This is a genomic window from Mesorhizobium loti (assembly GCF_013170705.1).
GTDB lineage: Bacteria > Pseudomonadota > Alphaproteobacteria > Rhizobiales > Rhizobiaceae > Mesorhizobium > Mesorhizobium loti_D.
The window spans coordinates 4,682,416-4,704,942 of the sequence record NZ_CP033334.1; the positions used below are offsets into that span (position 1 = coordinate 4,682,416).

The 22,527-nt window shown below is 61.9% G+C and carries 24 protein-coding genes; 7 read left to right on the top strand and 17 right to left on the bottom strand.

Annotation, left to right across the window (positions count from 1 at the left end; genetic code table 11):
* Nucleotides 1-77: 77 nt before the first annotated feature.
* From lpdA to eno, 7 genes are all read right to left on the bottom strand, one after another.
* Nucleotides 78-1,523 (bottom strand): dihydrolipoyl dehydrogenase, encoded by a 1,446-nt coding sequence (gene lpdA, locus EB815_RS22805; protein ID WP_056577392.1) that lies wholly within the window; start codon nucleotides 1,521-1,523, stop codon nucleotides 78-80.
* 16 nt (nucleotides 1,524-1,539) lie between these two features.
* The gene (locus EB815_RS22810; protein ID WP_056577395.1) at nucleotides 1,540-2,175 is read right to left on the bottom strand and encodes an SGNH/GDSL hydrolase family protein; all 636 of its coding nucleotides are present in this window, start codon (nucleotides 2,173-2,175) and stop codon (nucleotides 1,540-1,542) included.
* Nucleotides 2,176-2,409: 234 nt separating this feature from the next.
* Entirely contained in the window at nucleotides 2,410-3,804 is a 1,395-nt protein-coding gene (locus tag EB815_RS22815; protein WP_065005078.1) for a pyruvate dehydrogenase complex dihydrolipoamide acetyltransferase, read from the bottom strand.
* Nucleotides 3,805-3,822: 18 nt separating this feature from the next.
* Nucleotides 3,823-5,208 (bottom strand): pyruvate dehydrogenase complex E1 component subunit beta, encoded by a 1,386-nt coding sequence (locus tag EB815_RS22820; RefSeq protein WP_056567935.1) that lies wholly within the window; start codon nucleotides 5,206-5,208, stop codon nucleotides 3,823-3,825.
* Between the two features lie 14 nt (nucleotides 5,209-5,222).
* The gene (gene pdhA / locus EB815_RS22825) at nucleotides 5,223-6,260 is read right to left on the bottom strand and encodes a pyruvate dehydrogenase (acetyl-transferring) E1 component subunit alpha (protein WP_056567938.1); all 1,038 of its coding nucleotides are present in this window, start codon (nucleotides 6,258-6,260) and stop codon (nucleotides 5,223-5,225) included.
* Between the two features lie 193 nt (nucleotides 6,261-6,453).
* Nucleotides 6,454-6,777 (bottom strand): FtsB family cell division protein, encoded by a 324-nt coding sequence (locus tag EB815_RS22830; RefSeq protein WP_019858020.1) that lies wholly within the window; start codon nucleotides 6,775-6,777, stop codon nucleotides 6,454-6,456.
* Between the two features lie 159 nt (nucleotides 6,778-6,936).
* A complete protein-coding gene (gene eno / locus EB815_RS22835) occupies nucleotides 6,937-8,211 on the bottom strand; it encodes a phosphopyruvate hydratase (protein ID WP_056567941.1) in 1,275 nt (424 codons plus the stop codon).
* Nucleotides 8,212-8,410: 199 nt separating this feature from the next.
* On the opposite strand from eno, the gene EB815_RS34000 reads away from it, so the two are divergent.
* Complete coding sequence (locus tag EB815_RS34000; RefSeq protein WP_081294732.1) at nucleotides 8,411-8,536, top strand: hypothetical protein; 126 nt, start codon at nucleotides 8,411-8,413, stop codon at nucleotides 8,534-8,536.
* A gap of 57 nt (nucleotides 8,537-8,593) precedes the next feature.
* On the opposite strand, the gene EB815_RS22840 is transcribed toward EB815_RS34000, so the two are convergent.
* From EB815_RS22840 to EB815_RS34005, 6 genes are all read right to left on the bottom strand, one after another.
* Complete coding sequence (locus EB815_RS22840; RefSeq protein WP_056568065.1) at nucleotides 8,594-8,959, bottom strand: PRC-barrel domain-containing protein; 366 nt, start codon at nucleotides 8,957-8,959, stop codon at nucleotides 8,594-8,596.
* Between the two features lie 83 nt (nucleotides 8,960-9,042).
* Complete coding sequence (locus tag EB815_RS22845; RefSeq protein WP_056567944.1) at nucleotides 9,043-9,246, bottom strand: dodecin family protein; 204 nt, start codon at nucleotides 9,244-9,246, stop codon at nucleotides 9,043-9,045.
* An 87-nt stretch (nucleotides 9,247-9,333) separates the two neighbouring features.
* Entirely contained in the window at nucleotides 9,334-10,194 is an 861-nt protein-coding gene (gene kdsA, locus EB815_RS22850; RefSeq protein ID WP_056567947.1) for a 3-deoxy-8-phosphooctulonate synthase, read from the bottom strand.
* A complete protein-coding gene (locus EB815_RS22855) occupies nucleotides 10,191-11,078 on the bottom strand; it encodes a VOC family protein (protein WP_056568068.1) in 888 nt (295 codons plus the stop codon). The genes kdsA and EB815_RS22855 overlap by 4 nt, the downstream gene beginning before the upstream one ends.
* Before the next feature lie 232 nt (nucleotides 11,079-11,310).
* Nucleotides 11,311-11,601 carry a Dabb family protein gene (locus tag EB815_RS22860; protein WP_056567950.1) on the bottom strand — a complete coding sequence of 97 codons (291 nt, stop codon included), beginning with the start codon at nucleotides 11,599-11,601 and terminating at the stop codon, nucleotides 11,311-11,313.
* A 169-nt stretch (nucleotides 11,602-11,770) separates the two neighbouring features.
* Nucleotides 11,771-11,905 carry a hypothetical protein gene (locus EB815_RS34005; protein ID WP_274534552.1) on the bottom strand — a complete coding sequence of 45 codons (135 nt, stop codon included), beginning with the start codon at nucleotides 11,903-11,905 and terminating at the stop codon, nucleotides 11,771-11,773.
* A gap of 136 nt (nucleotides 11,906-12,041) precedes the next feature.
* Here EB815_RS34005 and EB815_RS22865 point away from each other — a divergent pair, with 136 nt between their 5' ends.
* The 3 genes from EB815_RS22865 (at nucleotide 12,042) to EB815_RS22875 (ending at nucleotide 13,978) form a co-directional block, all read left to right on the top strand.
* Nucleotides 12,042-12,182, top strand: a complete 141-nt coding sequence (locus tag EB815_RS22865) for a DUF1365 domain-containing protein (RefSeq protein ID WP_244493995.1) — start codon at nucleotides 12,042-12,044, stop codon at nucleotides 12,180-12,182.
* Between the two features lie 59 nt (nucleotides 12,183-12,241).
* The gene (locus EB815_RS22870) at nucleotides 12,242-13,498 is read left to right on the top strand and encodes an SAM-dependent methyltransferase (protein ID WP_056567957.1); all 1,257 of its coding nucleotides are present in this window, start codon (nucleotides 12,242-12,244) and stop codon (nucleotides 13,496-13,498) included.
* A 174-nt stretch (nucleotides 13,499-13,672) separates the two neighbouring features.
* Nucleotides 13,673-13,978 carry a hypothetical protein gene (locus EB815_RS22875; protein ID WP_056567961.1) on the top strand — a complete coding sequence of 102 codons (306 nt, stop codon included), beginning with the start codon at nucleotides 13,673-13,675 and terminating at the stop codon, nucleotides 13,976-13,978.
* Between the two features lie 144 nt (nucleotides 13,979-14,122).
* On the opposite strand, the gene EB815_RS22880 is transcribed toward EB815_RS22875, so the two are convergent.
* Entirely contained in the window at nucleotides 14,123-16,102 is a 1,980-nt protein-coding gene (locus EB815_RS22880) for a bifunctional 2',3'-cyclic-nucleotide 2'-phosphodiesterase/3'-nucleotidase (protein ID WP_056567963.1), read from the bottom strand.
* A gap of 148 nt (nucleotides 16,103-16,250) precedes the next feature.
* On the bottom strand, nucleotides 16,251-17,516 hold the full coding sequence (locus tag EB815_RS22885) for an NAD(P)/FAD-dependent oxidoreductase (RefSeq protein WP_065005077.1): 1,266 nt from the start codon (nucleotides 17,514-17,516) through the stop codon (nucleotides 16,251-16,253).
* A 164-nt stretch (nucleotides 17,517-17,680) separates the two neighbouring features.
* Between EB815_RS22885 and EB815_RS22890 the strand changes: the two genes are divergently transcribed.
* Nucleotides 17,681-18,343: a 5-formyltetrahydrofolate cyclo-ligase gene (locus EB815_RS22890; protein WP_081294731.1), complete on the top strand. Its 663-nt coding sequence runs from the start codon at nucleotides 17,681-17,683 to the stop codon at nucleotides 18,341-18,343.
* Nucleotides 18,344-18,475: 132 nt separating this feature from the next.
* On the opposite strand, the gene EB815_RS22895 is transcribed toward EB815_RS22890, so the two are convergent.
* On the bottom strand, nucleotides 18,476-18,949 hold the full coding sequence (locus tag EB815_RS22895; protein ID WP_010909317.1) for an Lrp/AsnC family transcriptional regulator: 474 nt from the start codon (nucleotides 18,947-18,949) through the stop codon (nucleotides 18,476-18,478).
* A gap of 157 nt (nucleotides 18,950-19,106) precedes the next feature.
* Between EB815_RS22895 and ald the strand changes: the two genes are divergently transcribed.
* Nucleotides 19,107-20,222 carry an alanine dehydrogenase gene (gene ald / locus EB815_RS22900; RefSeq protein WP_056567969.1) on the top strand — a complete coding sequence of 372 codons (1,116 nt, stop codon included), beginning with the start codon at nucleotides 19,107-19,109 and terminating at the stop codon, nucleotides 20,220-20,222.
* A gap of 212 nt (nucleotides 20,223-20,434) precedes the next feature.
* The gene (locus tag EB815_RS22905) at nucleotides 20,435-21,709 is read left to right on the top strand and encodes an outer membrane protein (RefSeq protein WP_056567972.1); all 1,275 of its coding nucleotides are present in this window, start codon (nucleotides 20,435-20,437) and stop codon (nucleotides 21,707-21,709) included.
* A gap of 227 nt (nucleotides 21,710-21,936) precedes the next feature.
* Here EB815_RS22905 and EB815_RS22910 read toward each other — a convergent pair whose 3' ends face one another.
* Entirely contained in the window at nucleotides 21,937-22,404 is a 468-nt protein-coding gene (locus tag EB815_RS22910) for a DUF1203 domain-containing protein (RefSeq protein WP_056568074.1), read from the bottom strand.
* Between the last annotated feature and the right edge of the window lie 123 nt (nucleotides 22,405-22,527).

Consider the following 22,527-nt stretch of genomic DNA (forward strand, 5'->3'; position numbering starts at 1 on the left):
AAAATGCATCCGGAAACGAACTACGCTGCCGAAGAGATCCTGCGGCTTTCGCGGCTGAGTCTCTTGTGGCGAATCTATCATGCGTTCAATGCGCGGCCATAGGCGTCGAGCACGCTTTCCTTCATCATCTCCGACAGCGTCGGATGCGGGAAGATGGTGTGCATCAGTTCTTCCTCGGTCGTTTCGAGGTTCATAGCCACGACAAACCCCTGGATCAGTTCGGTCACTTCGGCGCCGACCATATGGGCGCCGAGCAGCTGACCGGTCTTCTTGTCGAAGATGGTCTTGATGAAGCCCTGGTCCTCGCCCAGCGCGATCGCCTTGCCGTTGGCGGCGAACTGGAAGCGGCCGACGCGGATATCCTTGCCTTCGGCCTTGGCCTTGGCTTCCGTCAATCCGACGGAAGCGACCTGCGGATTGCAATAGGTGCAACCGGGGATCTTGAGCTTGTCGATGGCATGCACGCCAGGGAAATTGGCGATCTTCTCGACACATACGACGCCTTCATGCTCGGCCTTATGGGCAAGCATGGGCGGGCCGGCGACATCGCCGATGGCGTAGATGCCGGGTACATTGGTCTTGCCGTAGCCGTCGACGACGACGCAGCCGCGATCGGTCTTCACCCCAAGGGCTTCAAGGCCGAGATTCTCGATGTTGCCTTGCACGCCGACGGCCGAAATCATGCGGTCGGCGGTGATCTTCTCGACCTTGCCGTCCTTCATCTCGACATGCGCGGTGACCGAGTTGGCACCCTTCTCGACCTTGGTCACCTTGGCCTCGAGGATGATCTTCATGCCTTGCTTCTCGAACTGCTTTTGCGCGAATTTCGAGACTTCGGCATCCTCGACCGGCATCACCGCCGGCAACAATTCGACGACCGTCACGTCGGCACCCATGGTGCAGTAGAAGGAAGCGAATTCGATGCCGATGGCGCCCGAGCCCATCACCAGCAGCGACTTCGGCATCTCCTTCGGCACCATGGCTTCAAAATAGGTCCAGATCAGCTTGCCGTCCGGCTCGATGCCGGGCAGTGCGCGCGGCCGCGCACCGGTCGCCAGGATGATGTGCTTGGCGGTGTAGGTGCCCTCGCCCTTGACGCCCTTCGGCACAGGCGGCTGCGGCTCCATCGGCTTCTTGGCGGTCTTGGAGACGACGACCTCACCGGGCTTCGACAGCTTGGCTTCGCCCCAGATGACGTCGACCTTGTTCTTCTTCATCAGGAAAGCAACGCCGCCATTGAGCCGCAGCGAGACTTTGCGCGACCGGTCAACAACGGCCGATGTGTCGACGCTGACCTTGCCGTCGAGCTTCAGGCCGTAATCCTTCAGATGATCGGAATAGTGCATGATCTCGGCCGAGCGCAGCAGCGCCTTGGTCGGAATGCAGCCCCAATTGAGGCAGATGCCGCCGAGATGCTCGCGCTCGACGATCGCCGTCTTGAAACCAAGCTGGGCGGAACGCACCGCCGTGACATAGCCGCCCGGGCCGGAGCCGATGATGATGACGTCATAGTTCTCAGCCACGATTTTTCTCCTTCAATCACAATTCCAGCATGACGCGCACGACCGGTGTCAGCGCCTTGCCGATGTTTCGCGTGTTTTCGGCGTCGAGATGGACGCCATCGAGCGGTGTGGTTTGCGCCACCGTGCCGGCATCGAAGAAGCCGCAGCCAACCTCGTCGGCGAGCGCCGCATATTGTGGGGCGAGCTGCTTCGATGCCTCTTCGCCGCCGGCAAACATTTCCTTGAAGTCGGCATTTTCGGTGCGGCTTACAACGGGCGGCGACATAATGAGTATCTGCGGCGCCGGCCAGTCGAACGGATAGTCATGGCCGCGCACGATGTCGATCAGCCGCTGGATGCCTTGCTTGGCCGCGACCGGATTGCCGTGGATCCACGGCTTCATGTCGTTGGCACCGAGCATGATGACGATCAGGTCGATCGGCGCGTGTGTCGTCAGCACCGTCGGCAGCAGCCGCGCGCCGTTGCGATCGGCTCCAGCCAGGTGATCGTCGAAGGCCGTGGTGCGGCCATTGAGGCCATCGGCGATGACCTGGACGCCACCGCCAAGCCCGGCCTGCAGCACGCTTGGCCAGCGATCCTGCAGCGCATGGCGGCCACCCTCGGCATCGTAACCCCAGGTCAGCGAATCGCCGTAGCAAAGCACCGTCTTCATCCGTTCACCCCGTCCTTGCTTCAATCAAACCCGCGCCCTGCTCGCCAGCGCACAACGAAAAGACGAGGGTGAAGACAACCGTTGCCAACGCTGAGAGCAAGAACACCAGGATGTATTCTCCCTGTGCGTTGGCGAGGATAGCCGGTTGCCGTGCCCGCCAACGCCGCCGGCGAATCCGGAAAGGATGAAGACGAAAAGGCTGGTGAAGAATTTCCGCACCGCCTCTCCCCTTGCCTAGACCAGCATGCCCATCGGATTCTCGATCAGCCGCTTGAAGGCGACGAGCAGTTCGGCGCCAAGTGCCCCGTCGACGGCACGATGGTCCGTCGACAGCGTCACCGACATCACGGTGGCTATTTTGATCTCGCCGTTCTTGACCACGGCCCGCTCCTCGCCGGCCCCGACCGCCAGGATCGTCGCATGCGGCGGGTTGATGACGGCGGCGAAGTCCTTGATGCCGAACATGCCGAGGTTCGACACCGCCGTGGTGCCGCCCTGATACTCTTCCGGCTTCAGCTTGCGGCTGCGTGCACGGCTCGCCAGATCCTTCATCTCGTTGGAGATGGTGGACAGCGACTTCTCGTCGGCATGCCGGATGATCGGCGTGATCAGCCCACCGGGGATCGAGACGGCGACGCCGACATCGGCATGCTTGTGCTTGACCATGGCGCCTTCGGTCCATGAGGCATTGGCATCCGGCACCGCCTTCAGCGCCATGGCCATCGCCTTGATGACCATGTCGTTGACCGACAGCTTGTAGGCGGGAGCCTCGCCCTTGTCGGTCTTCTTTATCGGTGCGGCGGCATTGATCTGCGTGCGCAGCGCCAACAGCGCGTCGAGTTCGCAGTCGAGCGTCAGGTAGAAATGCGGAATGGTGGTCTTGGCCTCGACGAGGCGGCGCGCGATGGTCTTGCGCATATTGTCGTGCGGGACCAGTTCGTAGGAGCCTTCCTCGAACAGCTTCAGCACCTGGTCGTCCGACATCGCCTTCACGGCAGGAGCGGAAGCAGCAGCCGGTGCGCCGGCCGGAGCCTTGGCCGCGGGCGCCGCCTTGGCGCCGCCACCGGCGATCGCCGCGTCGACGTCCGCCTTCACCACCCGCCCATGCGGGCCGGTGCCGGTCACACCAGACACATCGACGCCGGCTTCCTTGGCGATGCGGCGCGCGAGCGGCGAGGCGAAAGTGCGTCCTTCACCCTCCCCCTTGCGGGGAGGGTCGGCCGGCCTTCCGGCCGGGGTGGGGGGCGCGGCGGTGGGTTCACCCCCACCCGCGCCTGCGGCGCGACCTCCCCCATCAGAGGGGGAGGTGGGAGCTTCCGCTTTCGGCGCCTCAATCTTTGCCGGCGCAGCACCACCACCGCTTTTCGCGGCGGTGCTTGCGTCCTCGCCCTCGGCAGCAAGCACCGCTATCAGCGCATTGACCTTGACGCCCTCAGTGCCGGCGGGGACGACGAGCTTGGCGACCGTGCCCTCATCGACGGCTTCGACTTCCATCGTCGCCTTGTCGGTCTCGATCTCGGCTATGACATCGCCCGGCGAAACCTTATCGCCTTCCTTGACCAGCCACTTCGACAGATTGCCCTCTTCCATCGTGGGGGAGAGCGCCGGCATGGTGATGTTGATTGGCATGTTGTCCTCCCGCCCGGTTCAGCGATACGTGACGGCTTTGACCGCCTCGATGACCTCGCCGACATTCGGCAATGCCAGTTTTTCGAGGTTGGCCGCATAAGGCATCGGCACATCCTTGCCGGCAATGGTGATGACCGGCGCGTCGAGGAAATCGAAGGCGCGCTGCGAGACCTGGTTGGCGATGTGGTCGCCGACCGAGTTCTGCGGGAAACCCTCTTCCACCACGACCAGCCGGTTGGTCTTCTTGACCGAGGCGATGATCGTGTCGAGGTCGAGCGGGCGGATGGTCCTGAGATCGATGATCTCGGCGTCGATGCCCATGCCGCGCAACTCGGCTTCCGCCTTCACCGCATAGGTCATGCCGATACCGAACGAGACGATGGTGACGTCCTTGCCTTGCTTGTGGATGCGCGCCTTGCCGATCGGCAGCACGAAATCATCGAGCTTCGGCACGTCGAAAGACTGGCCGTAGAGGATTTCGTTCTCAAGGAAGATGATCGGGTTGGGGTCGCGGATCGCAGCCTTCAGCAAGCCCTTGGCGTCGGCGGCCGTATACGGCATCACAACCTTCAGGCCCGGAATGTGGCTGTACCAGGCGGCGTAGCACTGCGAGTGCTGGGCAGCGACACGGGCGGCAGCGCCGTTCGGCCCGCGAAACACGATCGGCGCCCCCATCTGGCCGCCCGACATATAGAGCGTCTTGGCTGCCGAATTGATGATCTGGTCGATCGCCTGCATGGCGAAGTTGAAAGTCATGAACTCGACGATCGGCTTCAGCCCGGCCATCGCCGCACCCACGCCGACGCCGGCAAAACCGTGCTCGGTGATCGGCGTGTCGACGACGCGGCGCGGTCCGAACTCCTGCAGCAACCCTTGCGTGATCTTGTAGGCGCCCTGGTATTCGGCGACCTCCTCGCCCATGACGAAGACATCGCCGTCGCGGCGCATCTCCTCGGCCATGGCATCGCGCAGCGCTTCACGCACGGTGGTCGAGACCATCTCGGTGCCGGCAGGGATATCCGGATCGGCGGCGATCTCGGTCTTCGGCGCCGCCGCGACTGGTGCCGCGGCCTCGGTCTTGGCCGCAACCGGTGCCGGTGCAGCCGTTTCAGCCTTGGCAGGCTCTTCGCCTATGCCTTCGCCGGCCTTGTCGGTGTCTTCGCCTTCAACCGCAAGCACGGCGATCACCGCGTTGACCTTGACGCCTTCGGTGCCGGCTGGAACCACGATCTTGGCCAGAGTGCCTTCATCGACTGCTTCGACTTCCATCGTCGCCTTGTCGGTTTCGATCTCGGCGATAACATCGCCGGCGACGACCTTGTCGCCCTCGTTCTTCAACCACTTGGAAAGATTGCCCTCTTCCATGGTCGGCGAGAGAGCGGGCATGAGAATTTCGATCGGCATGTCCTGGCCCTCCCTTACAATACGATATCGGTCCAGAGCTCGGACGGATCCGGCTCCGCATCGTTCTGGGCAAACTCGGCGGCGTCGGCGACGATGTCGCGAACTTCCTTGTCGATGGTCTTCAATTCGTCCTCGGTCGCCCACTTCTTCTCGATCAGCCGCGCCTTGACCTGCTCGATCGGGTCATGCTCGGAGCGCATCTTCTGCACTTCTTCCTTCGAGCGGTATTTCGCCGGATCCGACATCGAGTGACCGCGATAGCGATAGGTCTGCATTTCGAGTATCAGTGGGCCATTGCCGGCACGGCACCATTCGGTGGCGAGCTCGCCGGCGGCCTTGACCGCGCGCACATCCATGCCGTCGACCTGGATACCTGGAATTTTGAAGGACGCACCCCGGTGCGAGAAATCCGTCTCCGCGGAAGAGCGCGAAACCGACGTGCCCATTGCGTAGCGGTTGTTCTCGATGATGTAGATCACCGGCAGCTTCCACAGCGAGGCCATGTTGAAGCTTTCATAGACCTGGCCCTGGTTGGCCGCGCCATCGCCGAAATAGGTCAACGAGACATTGTTGTTGTCGCGGTAGCGGTTGGCGAAGGCCAGCCCGGTGCCGAGCGACACCTGCGCGCCGACAATGCCGTGACCACCGTAAAAATGCTTCTCCTTGGAGAACATATGCATGGAGCCGCCCTTGCCCCGTGACAGGCCGCCACGGCGCCCGGTCAGCTCGGCCATGACGCCGCGCGGAGAAAGCTCCATCGCCAGCATGTGGCCGTGGTCGCGATAGGCGGTGATCATCTGATCGCCCTCGATCAGAGCCATCTTCATGCCGGTGACGACCGCTTCCTGGCCGATATAGAGATGACAGAAGCCGCCGATGAAGCCCATGCCGTAGAGCTGGCCGGCTTTTTCCTCGAAGCGGCGGATGAGCAGCATATGCCGGTAGGCGGCAAGCTCTTCGTCCTTGGTGAATTCCGCGGGCTTGGGCGCGGAAAGACCCGATTTGCCGTCGGATTTCGATTTGGCAGGCGCTTTTCTGGCTGCGGTGGCCATGCATCACTCCCTGTTGGCGTCTCTTTGCGGACATTAGGGCAGGATGAAATCCGCCCTGGGAAGATCAGCTCTCCCCACCGATTTATGCAAGGCTAACACGCGTTAAAGCGTTGCGCCATGACGAATTTGCATAGCTGACATGCGCCTAAGCGATTAAAATCATTGAAAATATTGGTGATTAACTGAAATACAGTTATTTCGACGAAGCCGGCAACATGATGGTGATCTCATCAGCCTGGGAAAGATTAAGCGCCCTGCGCGCCTGCTCGTCGAGCATGTCCTTCTCCAGCGTGCCGTCATGCATGAGCCGAACGCGCCGCTCGAGTTCCATCCGGCGTGCCTTGACGGCATCGAGCTGCGCTTGCAGCGCGACAGTCTGGGCTTCCAGCTGATACTTCGAATTGATGCCGAATTCGCCGTGATAGGCATGGAAGCCGAAATAGGCCAGGAACACGACGCAAAGCGAAGGGATGATCAGCCGGCCGGTATTTCTCTGCTTGTGCTGACGCGTCCACATCGCCCGTTCCCTCGCGGCCGCGAACTCAGGCGGCTCACGATCTTTTTCACCCGATTGTGCTTAACGGACGGTTACGGAGCCCTGCCCGGTGACAGCGAAATGAAAAAGGGCGGGAATGACCCCGCCCTTCGTTCAACATCCGCGTTCAATGGCTTTGGATCAGCCCTTGATCACCGACTTGCCGGCGTAGCGCGCCTGCTTGCCGAGTTCTTCCTCGATACGGATCAACTGGTTGTACTTGGCCATGCGGTCGGAGCGCGACAGCGAACCGGTCTTGATCTGCCCGCAATTGGTGGCGACGGCGAGATCAGCGATGGTCGAATCCTCGGTCTCGCCGGAACGATGCGACATGACGGCGGTGTAGCCAGCCTTGTGGGCGGTCTCGACCGCGTCGAGCGTTTCGGTCAGCGAGCCGATCTGGTTGACCTTGACCAGTATCGAATTGGCAACGCCCATGCGGATGCCGTCGCGCAGGCGCGCCGTGTTGGTGACGAAAAGGTCGTCGCCGACCAGCTGCGTTTTCTTGCCGATCAGGTCGGTCAGGTACTTCCAGCCTTCCCAATCATCCTCGGCCAAGCCGTCCTCGATCGAGATGATCGGATAGTCAGCGGCAAGCTTGGCGAGATACTTGGCCTGCGCCTTGGGGTCACGCGTCTTCTTCTCGCCCTCATAGACGTAGTTGCCGTCCTTGAAGAATTCGGTGGCGGCGCAATCGAGGCCGAGCGCGATCTCCTCGCCCGGCTTGAAGCCGGCCTTCTCGATCGACTCCATGATGAAATCGAGCGCCACCGGCGCGCTCTTCAGGTTCGGGGCAAAGCCGCCCTCGTCGCCGACATTTGTATTGTGGCCGGCATCCTTCAGCTTCTTTCGCAGCGTGTGGAAGATTTCAGAGCCCCAGCGCACGCCTTCGCGCAGCGTCGGCGCGCCGACCGGCAGGATCATGAATTCCTGGAAATCGATCGGGTTGTCGGCATGCGCGCCGCCATTGATGATGTTCATCATCGGCACAGGCAGGATGTGCGCCTTGGTGCCGCCGACATAACGGTAGAGCGGCAGGCCGGCGGCATCGGCCGCGGCCTTGGCCACCGCCAGCGAAACGCCCAGAATGGCGTTGGCGCCGAGCCGGCTCTTGTTGGGCGTGCCGTCGAGTTCGATCATCGTCTGGTCGATGTGGATCTGGTTTTCGGCTTCCATGCCGCCGATCGCCTCGAACAGTTCGCCGTTGACCGCCTCCACGGCCTTCAGCACGCCCTTGCCGAGATAGCGGGCCCCGCCGTCGCGAAGCTCGACGGCCTCATGGGCTCCGGTCGAGGCGCCTGACGGCACCGCTGCGCGGCCCATCGAACCGTCTTCGAGCACGACATCGACCTCGACGGTCGGGTTTCCACGGCTGTCCAGGATTTCACGTCCGACAATGTCGATGATGGCGGTCATTGCGATGTCCCCGATTGATCTGACGAAAGGTCGCGCCCGTCTTAGCCAAAGCGACGCAAAAGGCAATCCAGCCATGGCCGAATAGTGCCGCCAGCCCGATTCACGAAGCGCAAATTTCTGTCATCATAAGTCATGCGCCCGCATATCGATTTCGGGTTATGGCTATTGTCGCGCGGGGCGAAACAGGAGGAGTTTCGCCATGTCCGAGTTGAGCGGTATTGTCAGTCTGTTTCTGATCGCGGTCGCGTTGCTGACATCATGCGATAATCAGCAGTCGCCGCCAAAGGCCATTGTTACCTTGCCGGCCTTGAGCATCAGTGAGTGACGTTGGTGCGGAATCAAAAAGGGCCCCGTCGAAACGGGGCCCTTTTTGCATGTGGGGTCAATGCCAGTAGGGCGTGACCTTGTAATACTCATAGGACGCATCGCGCGCCCTCTCACCGTCCGCGCCGGCCAGTTCATTGATCGAATAGGCGGGCGCCGCCTTCAACTGCTCCTTCGAGAACGGCACGACGTAGCCGCCCTTGTCTTCATCATAGTCGAGAGTCGCCCAGGGAATGGCGTGGTACTTCTCGCCGATGCCGAGAAAGCCGCCAAACCCGATCACCGCGAACATGATGCCGTTCGACGTCTTGTCGAGCATGATGTCCTCGATGCTGCCGATGCTCTTGCCCTCGGTGTTGTAGACGGATGTGCCGATGACTCGCGAAGCGGCAATGGCTTCGGTGTGGCCTGTCTGTGTTGTCATGATCTGCTCCTCGTTGTCGTTGAACACTGCTTTGACAATGAGGCGGACGGGCGAAGGTTCCCGACTTTTTAAGCGTCGGACGGTCACTCAGCGAGAATGAAAGTCACCTTCATGTTGACGCGGTAGGCTGAAATCTTGCCGTCCTCGACGACGATTTTCTGATCCTGGATCCAGGCGCCTTCCACGTTCTTCAGGGTTTTCGACGCGCGGGCAATTCCCTTCTCGATGGCGTCCTGAAAACTCTTCTTCGACGACGAGGTAATTTCGGTGACGCGGGCAACAGACATGGCTTTCCTCCTGCCAAGACGCTCATTTGCCGGCCAAGCGTACAACCGGCCCCTGTCCACCACAAGCGGAGGCAGGGGAGCGCCCGCTCAGAGGCCCTTGGCTATCCGGTCGAAGGCCATCAGCCTTTCGAGAAGCGCCGGCATGTCCTTCAGCGGCACCATGTTCGGTCCGTCGGAAGAGGTCGAATTGTCGGGATCCTGATGGGTCTCGATGAAGACGCCGGCAACGCCGACGGCTACGGCCGCGCGAGCCAAGGTTTCGACAAATCGACGCTCGCCGCCTGACGAACCGCCCTGCCCGCCCGGCTGCTGGACCGAATGCGTAGCGTCGAAAATCACCGGAGCGCCGATTTCGGCCATGATCGGCAAGGCCCGCATGTCGGATACCAGCGTGTTGTAGCCGAAGGACGCGCCGCGCTCGGTGGTCAGGACATTGGCATTGCCGGAACCCGTGATCTTGGCGACCACGTTCTTCATGTCCCAGGGCGCAAGGAATTGCCCCTTCTTGACATTGATGACCTTGCCGGTCCTTGCCGCTGCGACCAGCATGTCGGTCTGGCGCGACAGGAAGGCAGGTATCTGCAGCACATCGACATGCGGAGCGACGATCGCGCACTGCTCCTCGGTGTGGACATCGGTCAGCACGGGAAGCGAAAACGCCTTGCGCAGTTCGTCGAAGACGGGAAGCGCGGCATCCATGCCCGCGCCGCGTGTTGCCGACAGCGAGGTGCGGTTGGCCTTGTCGTAACTCGTCTTGTAGACGAGGCCGATGCCGAGCCTGCCGGTCAGTTCCTTCAGCGCGCCGGCCATGTCGAAGGCGTGCTGGCGCGATTCGAACTGACACGGGCCGGCGATCAGCGCCAAGGCCGCATTGTTGTCGAAGACGACATTGCCGACCGTTACCGACGAATTGGGCGTCGTCGAAGTGGACGCTTGGGGCTTGCTCATGGGATCTCCCGGAAGATGAAAGCCGCGCCCTGTCCGGATGCGGGCTGCACGACAATGTCAGAGCCAGCTATATCGTGCTGGATGGCATTGGCTGCAAGCAGGCTCGATGTGGCATCGGCGCTGAGGACCCCGAAGACGACCGCCGCGAAGCGGAGCTTCGTCGGTGAACCGGCCGAAACACCAAAGCGCGCGGTGAAAGACACGGGATCGAGCACGCTCAGCGTTGCATTTGGCAAATGAAACGCTGAGCCCACGCCGGCAGCGGGATTCCCCAACGCCACGGAAATCAGCCGCGACTGTTCGGCAGGGTGGTCGCTGATCGCCACCACTTCCATGATGCCTGTCGCGCCATTGGCGTGGGCCTGCAAAGCCGCGCGGTCCACATCAGGCGCATTGATGCGCTGGCAGGCAAAAAGAAACGCATCGGTTGTGTCATTGGCCGAGGCGAAGGCCAGCTTGAATGACGCCTCGTCGCTTTTGCCCGATGTATCGGTGAAAGCGCGTGAAAAGCTCAGCGTGCCTCCCGCCGACAGGCCGGCCTCGACATAGCGCGCATGGTCGGCATCGGCGTTATCGGTTCCCAGCACCACCGCGGAAAATCCCTCATCGCCGCGGCTTTCGCGGTAGAGGCGGTCGCGCGCGACGAAGACATTGCCCTCGACAGCGGCCTTGATCGTGGCCTGTTCGCTGCCAATCGCGAGCGGCTCCAGATAGGTGCCGTCGGCGAGGAAAACGCAGCAGTTTTCCGTTCCAAAGGGATGGATGCCGGTCGGGGCGACGACGAAGCCGAGCGAAGTGAGCCGGGAACGCGCCACATCGAGGTTCTGCGTCGGCAGCACCAGATGATCGAGCGGATGAATGCCGGCTGCTGTTGTTCGGGTCATGCAGGCGGGCATGTGCATCATTCCCCAAAACGGTTCAAGGTCTTCTTCTCATCCGCCGCCGCGGGATCTGACGCAGCGGCATCCCCCGCGCGGGGACATAACCCGCTGGCTTGAGTGCATGGCGTTGAGGTCGGCAAATCAGGTCGTCGTCCTGACCGAGACATTTGGCAGGGACGTGTACGGCTATCTGATAGGGCATCGACAACGGCGCCCCGCTGGAGCAGGCGCTGGATCAGCTGCCGGCCACGACATCGGCGGAATAGCGCAGCTCGCGCAAGGGTTTGACCTTGCTGGTGGTCCGCGCATAGAGCGGATGCGCCTTGTAAGCGGCCAGCGCCGCGTCATTGGCGAACTCGGCGTAGACGACGACATCGACTTCATCCGACAACGGGTCGACCTTGGTGTTCAAAGTGACCTCGAAGAGGCTGGAATGAGGAATGTCGCCAAGCGCCAAAAGCCCGCTGCGCACAGCCTCCACATCCTCCTTGCGCCTGGCGCTGAAGAAAACGATATGCCGGATCAATTCCGCCTCCTCGATCTGAATGCCGGGTCTTTAGTGACGGCGGTCCCCTCGCGTCAACCGTTCATGACGCCACGCGTCCTTGCGACGCGCCCGCTCGGCGCCGTACCGCATCTCGCGATGACCAACGCCTGGTATCTTCGGAAGGGACGTCCAGGTCGGGAGGGGCTGCTCAGGCCTTGCCGGTGACGTAACGAACGATATGGGAGAGTTCCCTGACCGACATGTCGAGATACCGGCCCTGATTGTACAGGCCATCCCAGATCAGGAAGAATGCGACGGCGGCAATGACGATTACATAGCGCATGGCTAAAGCTATCGCACAGGCATGGCGGCGGCCATAGCCGTTTTTGAATTCGGGCAGCAACTCGACGCGAGGGAGCAGATACCAAGCGCCACGTGGCACAGCCCAGCCAATGGCCTGCCTCTTGAAGTTCCCCCTCATGACGTGGAAGATTGTGACAGGCATTCGCTGGGAAGCGCTGAAGCTTTGGCTAACAGGCGCGCGCTTTCGTTCGAGCCCGCCTCGCGCCGAACCCATGAGATACCGGGACCAGGCAAGGGCGTTCGAACCTGGCGAATGATCCAACAGAATCGTGGCCCGGCAATTTGCGCCAGAACCACGGAAATCCAGGGGTGTGAAATGGCACATGGGGAACATCACAGCGCAGCGCTGAGCGAAGCGGTCAGGCTCGACGAATTCAATTTCGCCGAGATCGTCAAGGGCCTGCCGGCCAAGGCGCGCATGGTGCTGTCGGCGGCGATGAACCTGCCGCGCGGTTCCCTCAAGGTCAGGATGCCGGACGGCCGCGCCGTTCTGGTCGGCGGCAAGGCGCCCGGCCCCGACGCCGAGCTGGTGCTGAAGAATTGGCGGCTGCCAGGCCGCGCCTTTTCCGGCGGCACGATCGGTGTTGCCGAATCCTATATGGACGGCGATTGGGAAAGCCCGGACGTGACCAGCTTCCTGGAATTGTTCGTGGTCAATTCGGTGATCGGCGAACGCGTCGCCGGCGGCGCCAGCTGGCTCATCAACACCGTCCAGCGCATCCGCCACTGGTTCAACGAGAACACGCACACCGGTTCTAAGCGCAATATCTCGGCGCATTATGATCTCGGCAACGCCTTCTACAAGGAGTGGCTCGATCCGAGCATGACCTATTCCTCGGCGCTCTACGCCAACGGTGCCAATGATCTGGAAAGCGCCCAGGCCGCCAAATACCGGGCACTGGCCAGGGATACGGGTATCGGCGGAAAGGATCATGTGCTGGAGATCGGCTGCGGCTGGGGCGGCTTTGCCGAATTCGCGGCACGCGAAATCGGCTGCCGCGTTACGGGACTGACGATCAGCCGCGAACAGCACGACTTCGCCAAGGCACGCATCGCCAAGGCCGGGCTCGCCGACAAGGTCGACATCAAGCTGCAGGATTACCGGGACGAAACGGGAACTTACGACCGCATCGCGTCTATCGAGATGTTCGAGGCGGTCGGCGAAAAATACTGGCCGGTGTTCTTCTCGAAGATGAAAGCTTGCCTGAAGCCCGGCGGCACCGCGGGTCTGCAGATCATCACCATCAACGAAGCCGCCTACGACACCTATCGCGCCAGGCCGGATTTCATCCAGCGCTACGTATTTCCCGGCGGCATGCTGCCGACACCGTCGATCCTGAAGGCGCTCGGCAAGGATCATGGCCTTGCGCATCTGCGTGAGCGCGTTTTCCCAGACGACTATGCGCGCACGCTCGCCGAATGGCGACATCGTTTCTGGGCGTCGTGGGAGAAGATCGTACCGCTCGGCTTCGACGATCGCTTCAAGAAGCTTTGGGAATTCTACCTGCACTATTGCGAAGCCGGCTTCCGCGCCAGCTATATCGACGTGCGCCAGGTGGTCTACAAGGCCTAGGTCGATCTGCCTGTGGGCCGCCTTCCCCGCGTCGAACTCGCGGGTTAAGCCAAAGCGCCAATCGCGGCGTCTTGATGCGACGTGATGAAACCGCGATCGCGCGTCGGCCGTTCTCACTCATCCGACGCCCCGCGCCAAGATTACGCCGAGCGCCTCTGACCATTGGAGGCTTCCATGAAGCGAACACTTACCGCCATTGCCATCCTGCTTGCCGCCATGTCCGCTGCCGATGCACGGCGCATAACCCCACCGACTGTCATGAACGATCCGCTGGGTGTCAGCATCAGCCCGACCATAACGCCTGGTGCCGGCGATCTCATCGACAACACACCAACCTCGACCATCCACGAGGTGCATGCTCCGGCCGGGATGACGCCCTTGACCGTGCCCAGTGATCCGACCGGCACGTCGCTCGAGCCGACGCAGCCAGTCAGCCCGCAAGCCCCCGCGACGGCACTGCCGCTGACGCCCGAAAACTGAGGGCCGCGCTATGCGCACCAGCCGGGGCAATCGCAGGAAACGAGGCAAATCCGGAACCGGTGAAAAAGATCCGGAATTGCCTTCAATCGAGGAGATGGAGCGGTTCGGCTTTTCCGTGAACCGAACCGCTCTGGACGACCCGGATCATAGCAGGATGCGGTATTTCGCAAAACCGGCTTCGCCCTCGCCCGCCGGTTCGATCTTCAGCGCCTTCACTTGGGCGATGAAGTCCTTTGCCTTGACGCCCGTCTCGAACACGACGCTGGTTCCCGGCAGCGGCGCGAACGACCAGTTGCCGTCGGCCGACGGGTTGATCGTGCCCTGGCTCACAATGTAGCGAACGATGACATCGCGGTTGGTGTCCGGCGCCTCGTAGATGATCTTCGAGGCATTGATGTCGGGAAAATTACCACCGCCGCCGGCGCGGTAATTGTTGGTCGCGACGACGAATTTCTGATTGGGATCAATCGGTTTTCCGTCGAACATCAAGTCGACGATGCGATTGGCGCCGGCATTCGCCACGCCGCCCTTGACATCATATTTCGGCGGCCGCGACAGATCGATCTTGTAGGAGACGCCATCGATGACGTCGAAATTGTAGGACGGGAAATCGGTGTTGATGAGCGTCTGGTCGGGCTTCCCTGCCTCGATCCTGTTGAAGATGCCGGCCGACATTTCCAGCCATTCCTTGACCTGCGCGCCGGTGATTTGGACGGCGCGCACGGTGTTGGGATAGAGATAAAGGTCGGCGACGTTCTTGATGGCGATATCGCCGGCAGGCACGTCGGTGTAGTAGTCGGCGCCATTGCGCCCGCCCGCCTTGAAGGGAGCGGCGGCCGACAGCAGCGGCACATCCTTCCACTGCGTGCTCTTGAGTATGTCCTTCAAGTACCAGGTCTGCGCCTGGCTGACGACCTGCACCGACGGATCGTCGGCGACCAGCGCGAAATAGGAATAGAGCGGCGCTGAGGTCTTGCCGACCGGACGGCGCACATAGGCCAGGGTCGCCTGGTGGTCCTGCTCGAGCGCGGCGATGATGCGCTTGTCGTCGGGGACAGTCGGCTTGTTCTTGTTGTCGACGCGCTCGAAGATCGGCCGCGCCTCGGAGGTCGCGGACACGACCTTCCATTTCGATCCGTCACGCTCCAGCATGAGGTCGATCAGACCCATATGCGAGCCCCAGAAACCGCCCATCACGGCCGGCTTGCCCCGCAGGGTGCCTTTTTGCGTATCGACGCCTTCGAGCGACTGGAAATCCTTCTTGCCGGGGAACACCAGATGCTGGTGACCGGTGAACACGGCATCGACGCCATCGACGCCGGCGACGAAGAAGGAGGCGTTCTCCATCATGTCGCCCTGCTTCACATCGATGCCGGAATGCGAGAGCGCGATGACGATGTCGGCGCCCTCTTCCTTCATCTGCGGCACCCAGGCCATGGCTGCCTCGACGATGTCGCGCGTCTTGACGTTGCCTTCGAGATTCTTGAGGTCCCAGACCATGATCTGCGGCGGCACGAAACCGATAATGCCGATCCTGATCGGCTGTTCGGCGCCCGACCCGTCCCTGATCTTCTTATCGAGGATCACATAGGGCTTGAGGTAGAGCTTGTCGTCACGCGGGTTGGCCGCAAGCTCGGTGCCGCGGATCAGATTGGCGCAGACGAAGGGAAAATTGGCGCCGGCCAGCACCTTGTCCAGGAAAGACAGGCCGTAGTTGAACTCGTGGTTGCCGAGCGTCGAGCATTCGTAGCCGAGCAGGTTCATGCCTTTCATGATCGGATGCAGGTCGCCGTCCTTGAGGCCCTTCTCGTAGGCGATGTAGTCGCCCATCGGGTTGCCCTGCAGCAGGTCGCCATTGTCGATCAGCATCGAGTTGACGGCCTCCTTGCGCACCGCGTCGATCAGGGATGCCGTACGCGACAGGCCCATCGTGTCGTTGGCTTTGTCGGCGTAGTAATCATAGGGCAGCACGTTCACATGGATGTCGGTGGTTTCCATGATCCGAAGATGCGCCTGGTTACCTTGAGCGCGGGCGGAGAAGGGATGAAGCACGATCAGCGCCCCTGTGGCTGCGGCGCCAGCGAGAAAACCGCGGCGGGAGACGGGATGGAGCAGTTGCGACATGTTTTCTCCTGTTCGACTAACTGACGCCCTGCCCCGGAGCGAACTTCGCGCCGAAATAGGCTCAAGTCCACTCAAGAAGTCGCGTGCGTCCGGACATCAGTCCATCAGCTGGAGATGACGCGCGGATGAAAGGAACCGTGAAGAAAAGTCAGGTCTTGTCGTCGTCGCCCTGGGTGATCAGCCGGGCGCTGCGCTGGCCCGTGACGTAGATCCATAGCCAGCTCAGGGAAACCGCAAGCCGGTTGCGGAAACCGATCAGGAAATAGATGTGCGCGATGCCCCACAGCCACCAGGCGAGCCAGCCCGTGAGCTTGATCCAGCCGAAATCGATCGCGGCGGCGCGTTTGCCGATCGTCGCTAGGTCGCCGGCGTGCTTGTAGTGGAAGGGACGTGCCGTCGTATCGCCGGCAAGCCTGGCCTTGACGGTGGCCGCGACATGTCGGCCCTCCTGCTTGGCGGAAGGCGCCACGCCAGGCACCGGCCGTCCATCTGGCCTCAGCACAAGGGCGGCATCGCCGATGACAAAAATCTCCGGGCTGCCGGGAACGCTGAGGTCAGGCTCGACGAGCACCCTGCCCGCGCGGTCCGCCTTCGCGCCCAGCCATTCGGCGGCGGGTGAAGCGGCAACGCCGGCCGCCCACAGGATCGTTCGGGCTGCCAGCTGCTTGTCGCCAAACACAACGCTCTCGGCGTCGCAGCGCGTGACGGCGCGGCCGAGCTCAACCGTCACACGAAGACGTTCCAGCGCCTTGCTGGCGTAACCGGACAGTTTCGGCGCGAAATTGGCAAGGATGCGGTCGCCGGCCTCGATCAGCACCACGCGGGCTTGCCGCGTATCGATATTGCGGAATTCGCCGCGCAGCGTGTCGTGCGCCAGTTCGGCGATGGTACCTGCCAGTTCCACGCCGGTCGGGCCCCCGCCGACGATGGCGATCGTCAGCAGCGCCTGGCGCTTGGCGGGATCGGTTTCGCGTTCGGCCTGCTCGAAGGCCAGGAGAATGCGCCGCCGAATGGTGGTCGCATCCTCCAGCGTCTTCAAACCCGGCGCAAAAGGCTCCCATTCGTCATGGCCGAAATAGGCGTGCCGCGCGCCGGTGGCCAGCACCAGCGTGTCGTAGGCGACCGCGCTGCCGTCATCGAGCAGCACGCGTTTGCCGGCACGGTCGACGCCGGTGACATTGGCCAGCAGCGTCGTCACGTCCTTGCGCTTGCGCAGGAGGTGGCGGATCGGCCACGCAACCTCGGAGGTTGCCAGCGCGGTCGTCGCGACCTGGTAGAGCAGCGGCTGGAAAAGATGATGGTTGCGCTTGTCGATCATGGTGATGCGCACCGATGCGCCGGCGAGCGCACGGGTGAATTCGAGGCCGCCGAAACCCGCGCCGACGACGACGACATGATGGCTGGGTCGGGTCATCTCGTTCACCCCTGACGGCAGGATCGCCTGCGCTAGATGTAGGTATTTTTGTGCAATGCAGCAACAGAAGGGTGGTGCCCGGGACTCGTCGTCCCATGTCGTGAATGCACAAGATGTATCGTGTCGCGAGGTATAGCGTCATCGAACACGCGATGAGGTGACGCATGGCTAACGATCATGACGACCAGGGTCCGGCACAATATGCCTCGCCGCCCTGCTTCATGCATGAACTCGATCCCGCATTCCAGGCGCCGCTATCCGACTGGGCCGATGTGAGACGCTGGCGCAAAGCCGAGCGCGAGCGTCTCATCGCAGCGCGGCTGGCAGTTTCAGCCGACGCGCGAACGGGAATGTCCCATCGCATCGCCGAAGGGCTCGACGCGATCATCGGCGATATCGCCGGCCGCACGGTCAGCCTTTACTGGCCGTTTCGCGGCGAACCGGACCTGCGGCCGTGGATGGCGGCGATCAATGAACGAGGCGGCCGCACCGCGCTGCCCATCGTGGTGGAGAAAGCGCAACCGCTGATCTTCCGCGCCTACAAACCAGGCGACCGGCTGGAGAAAGGCGTCTGGAACATCCCGATCCCGGCCGAGGGCGATCCCGTGCTGCCGGACATCGTCATCTCGCCGATCGTCGGCATCGATCCGACGAACTATCGCCTGGGCTATGGCGGCGGCTTCTTCGACCGCACGCTGGCCGCCATGCCGTTCAAGCCACTGGTCATCGGAGTCGGCTACGAACTGCAGCGCATCGCGACCATCTATCCGCAGCCGCACGACATTCCGATGGACCGGATTGTCACGGAAGCCAGCCAGATGTGTTGAGATTCAGGTCAGCCGCGCCGAGAATGGCTGAGGGTCCGAGAACCGGAACGGAGCGGAAATTTTGGTTCGTGGATGCCGGAAGCGCGGGACCTTGCCGTTCGCAGGCCGGCGTCACCTGAATATCAATGCCATCTAAGCCATTTCCGGCTTCATCCCCATGGCGGTGCGGTCGACGATCTCACGCAAGGCAAAGGACGAGTTGATCTTGGTGACATGCGGCATGGCCGACAGCCATTCCTTGTGGATGCGCTCATAATCGACAAGGTCCTTTGCCGCGATGCGCAGGATGTAATCGTATTCGCCCGACATCAGGTGGCATGACAGCACGTTGGGGCACCGCTTGATCGCCGCCTCGAAATCCGACAGCGTTTTCTCGAACTGGCCCGATAGCGATATATGCACTATCGCCGTCATCTGGTGACCGAGTGCCGCATTGGAAAGCCGGGCGTGGTAGCCGCGGATGGTGCCGGATTTTTCCAGGTTGTCGAGCCGGCGCGAGCAGGCCGATTGCGACAGGCCAACCTTCTCGGCGAGCGCCGCGTTGGGTATCCTGCCATCCTTCTGCAATGTCTCGAGAATGGCGATATCGATCCTGTCGAGCGGCATTTTTCGTGAATCCTGCGAATATCCTGCCATTTTGCGCAACAATTATCGAAACCTGCCTGTCCGCGCAAGCGCATTCGCAAACACTTGCGCGCCGATTCGTGGTTCACTCAGACGATACAGGGAGTGAGCCCAAAAGGGCCCGGATCAGGAGAAGACAATGCGCGTCGGCTGCCCCAAGGAAATCAAGAACCACGAATACCGTGTCGGCCTCACGCCCGGCTCGGTCCGCGAATATGTGGCGCACGGCCACGAAGTGCTGGTCGAGGCCGGTGCCGGTGCCGGCATTGGCGCCGATGACAACGCCTATCGAGCCGCCGGCGCCACCATCGCCAAGACCGCAGCCGACGTGTTCGCAAAGTCGGACATGATCGTCAAGGTCAAGGAGCCGCAGCCCAATGAATGGGTGCAGCTGCGCGACGGCCAGATCCTGTACACCTATCTTCACCTGGCTCCGGATCCGGAGCAGACCAAGGGCCTGCTCGCTTCCGGCGTCACGGCGATAGCCTACGAAACCGTGACCGACGATCGTGGCGGCCTGCCGCTGCTCGCGCCGATGTCCGAAGTCGCCGGTCGCCTGTCGATCCAGGCCGGCGCCACGGCGCTGCAGAAGGCCAATGGCGGCCGTGGCATACTGCTTGGCGGCGTGCCCGGCGTGCTGCCGGGCAAGGTCACCGTGCTCGGCGGTGGCGTCGTCGGCTTGCATGCCGCCCGCATGGCTGCCGGCCTTGGCGCCGACGTCACCATCATCGACCGGTCGATCCCGCGGCTACGCCAGCTCGACGACCTTTTCGCCGGCCGCGTGCACACCCGCTATTCGACCGTCGAGGCGCTCGAGGAAGAATGCTTCTCGGCCGACATCGTCGTCGGCGCCGTGCTGATCCCGGGCGCCGCGGCACCGAAGCTCGTCACCCGCGAAATGCTGTCGGGCATGAAGAAGGGCTCGGTGCTGGTCGACGTCGCCATCGACCAGGGCGGCTGCTTCGAGACCTCGCATGCGACGACTCACGCCGAGCCGACCTACGAGGTTGACGGCGTTATCCATTACTGCGTCGCCAACATGCCAGGTGCCGTGCCGGTCACCTCGGCCCATGCGCTGAACAATGCGACGCTGCACTACGGCCTGCAGCTCGCCGACAAGGGCCTGAAAGCGCTGGTCGACGACCATCATTTGCGCAACGGCCTCAACGTCCACAAGGGCAAGATCACCAACCGGGCGGTCGCCGAGGCGCTCGGCTACGAACTGGCCGAGCCGAAGGCCGTTCTGGCCGCCTGATACACCCAGAAAAAGTCAACTTACGGATTGTTGCCCGCCGGTTCTCTCCGGCGGGCTTTTTGCTGGCCCATCCAGGCCGATAAGCCCGATTACCCGGCAGATCGGTGTCCGCTGCAGAGGCAGGTTGCCCGAGACTGTTGCATTTTTGTCATACCCAAATTGACAGACTCCCTGTTAGGAACAGCCCGGGTTTATTATTAGGGGTACGGGCTATGCTTACTCGCGTTTCCGCGAAATCTTTTCTCCTCGGTGCTGTTTCTGTCGTGGCGCTAATGTCCGCGGCCCACGCGGCAGACGTTGTACAGCCGGTCGAGGCAAGCGGCTTCAACTGGAGCGGCGCCTATATCGGCATCGGCGGCGGCTTTGGCGCGACCGTGCACAAGGTCAGCGCTCCGGGTGCAAGCTTCAACGGCATCGGTGGGAACGGCGTGTTCGGCGAACTGACCGCCGGCTATGACTACATGGTCAACGAGCGTTTCCTGCTCGGCGGTTTCATCGATGCCAACTACGGCAATATCGGCCCTTCGCTGAGCGTTCCAGGTGCCGATATCGACCTCACGAATTCCTACGGCTTCGACGTCGGCCTGCGCGCCGGCTATCTCCTCAATCCGAGCACGCTCGGCTATGTGCTCGGCGGCTACAGCTGGCAGCATTTCAAGCTGGACGGGTCTGGCGACGCCGATGGGCTCGATTTCACCGAGAATCGCGGCGGCTATGTTCTTGGCGTCGGCATGGAAACCGTGCTGCGCGGCAACTGGACGCTCAAGACCGAATATCGTTATGCCGACTACGGCGACAAGTCGGTTCTTGACTTCGGCGCCGGCTCGCTGAACGTGGAGCCGTCAACGCACACGTTCCATGTTGCTGCCAACTATCGCTTTGGCGCTCAGAATGGCGGCGGCGCTTCTTTCGTGGCTCCAGCCTACAACTGGACCGGCTTCTACGTTGGTGGCGCGCTTGGCGCCGGCACAATGGTGCATGATCTGACTCTCGGCGGCGCACTTGAGCTGAATGGCATCGGGGGCGAAGGTGTCTTCGGTGAAGGCAGCATCGGCTACGACCATGATTTCGGCACCTGGGTCGCGGGTGTCCAGCTTGACGGTCGCTACTCAGGCATCCGGACCAAGCTCGATATTTTTGGCGGATCGATCAAGGGTGACGCCGACTATGGATTCGATGCGCTCGCCCGAGTCGGCGCCAAGGTCAATGAGTCGACGCTTGCCTATGTGATCGGGGGCTATAGCTGGCAGCACTTCAACCTCCATGCATCTGCACCTGGCGGCCCCAGCGGCGATATCTATGACTGGGGTTCCAGTGGCTTCTCGGTTGGCGGTGGTCTTGAAACGGCCGTTTCCAACAATATGACCGTTGGCCTCGAATACCGCTATTCGCAGTATGCGAAGGAAGATTTCGGCTCCGACGGCATCTTGGAAGATACCCCTTCGTTCCAGACCGTGCGTCTGGGCTTGAAGTACAAGTTCAACTAAAAGGCCCTCCAGGCAATAGTTGCAGCCCGTCGGCCCAGCCGGCGGGCTTTTTCTTTGCGTTGAAGACTTTCGTGCTGAACAGCAACAAAAAAGCGGAGCCAAAGCCCCGCTTCCTCGATATCGGGATTGCCGCCGGTTCATCCGCGGTCGGCCAATCCATCGACAATCGCTTTCTATCGTATCTATGCGACGGGAGTACGACAGAGCTTTCTGCCGGTCCGCGCGGTTCAGGCCCGTTCGATCCGGCATTGATAGCAGTTGTTGCGCGCCGAGCGGACATGCACATAGGCAATATCGTCGCGCTCGAACAAGGTCTCGGCCCTTGCGGCAATCGCCCCGGTCGGGGTCACAGCGCCGCTGCCGTAGACGATGCGGTCGTCCCTACCATAGCCGCGCACGATGTAGTCCGGACTTTCGAGGATTTCGGGTAGCGCATTTGTCTCGGCCGCGCGCTCGCAGTCTTCCGCATGCAGGAAGATCGGGCCGGTCTCGGCATAGGGTTGAAGACGCGGGAAAGGCCGGAAAGCCAGGACAAGATAGGCGTCGCCGGCTGCGATGTTCTTGAGACAGTGCCTGCAAGGTACGCCATCGCCGTCGGAGATGTTCCGCTCTGGCGTGTGGCCGTAAGCATCGGGTCCACCACGCTGCAGGGCTCTGACATGTTCGGTGGATAGCGCCTTGAACTGAATGGTCATCATGTAGATCTCCGGCTCGTCGACCGGAAATTATGGGCTCTGGCCGATGCGTCCCACCCGATTCTTGCCAAGGATCGAGGGACCGATCCGATGTCTGCGATCGATCCCTCATGCCAACAACAC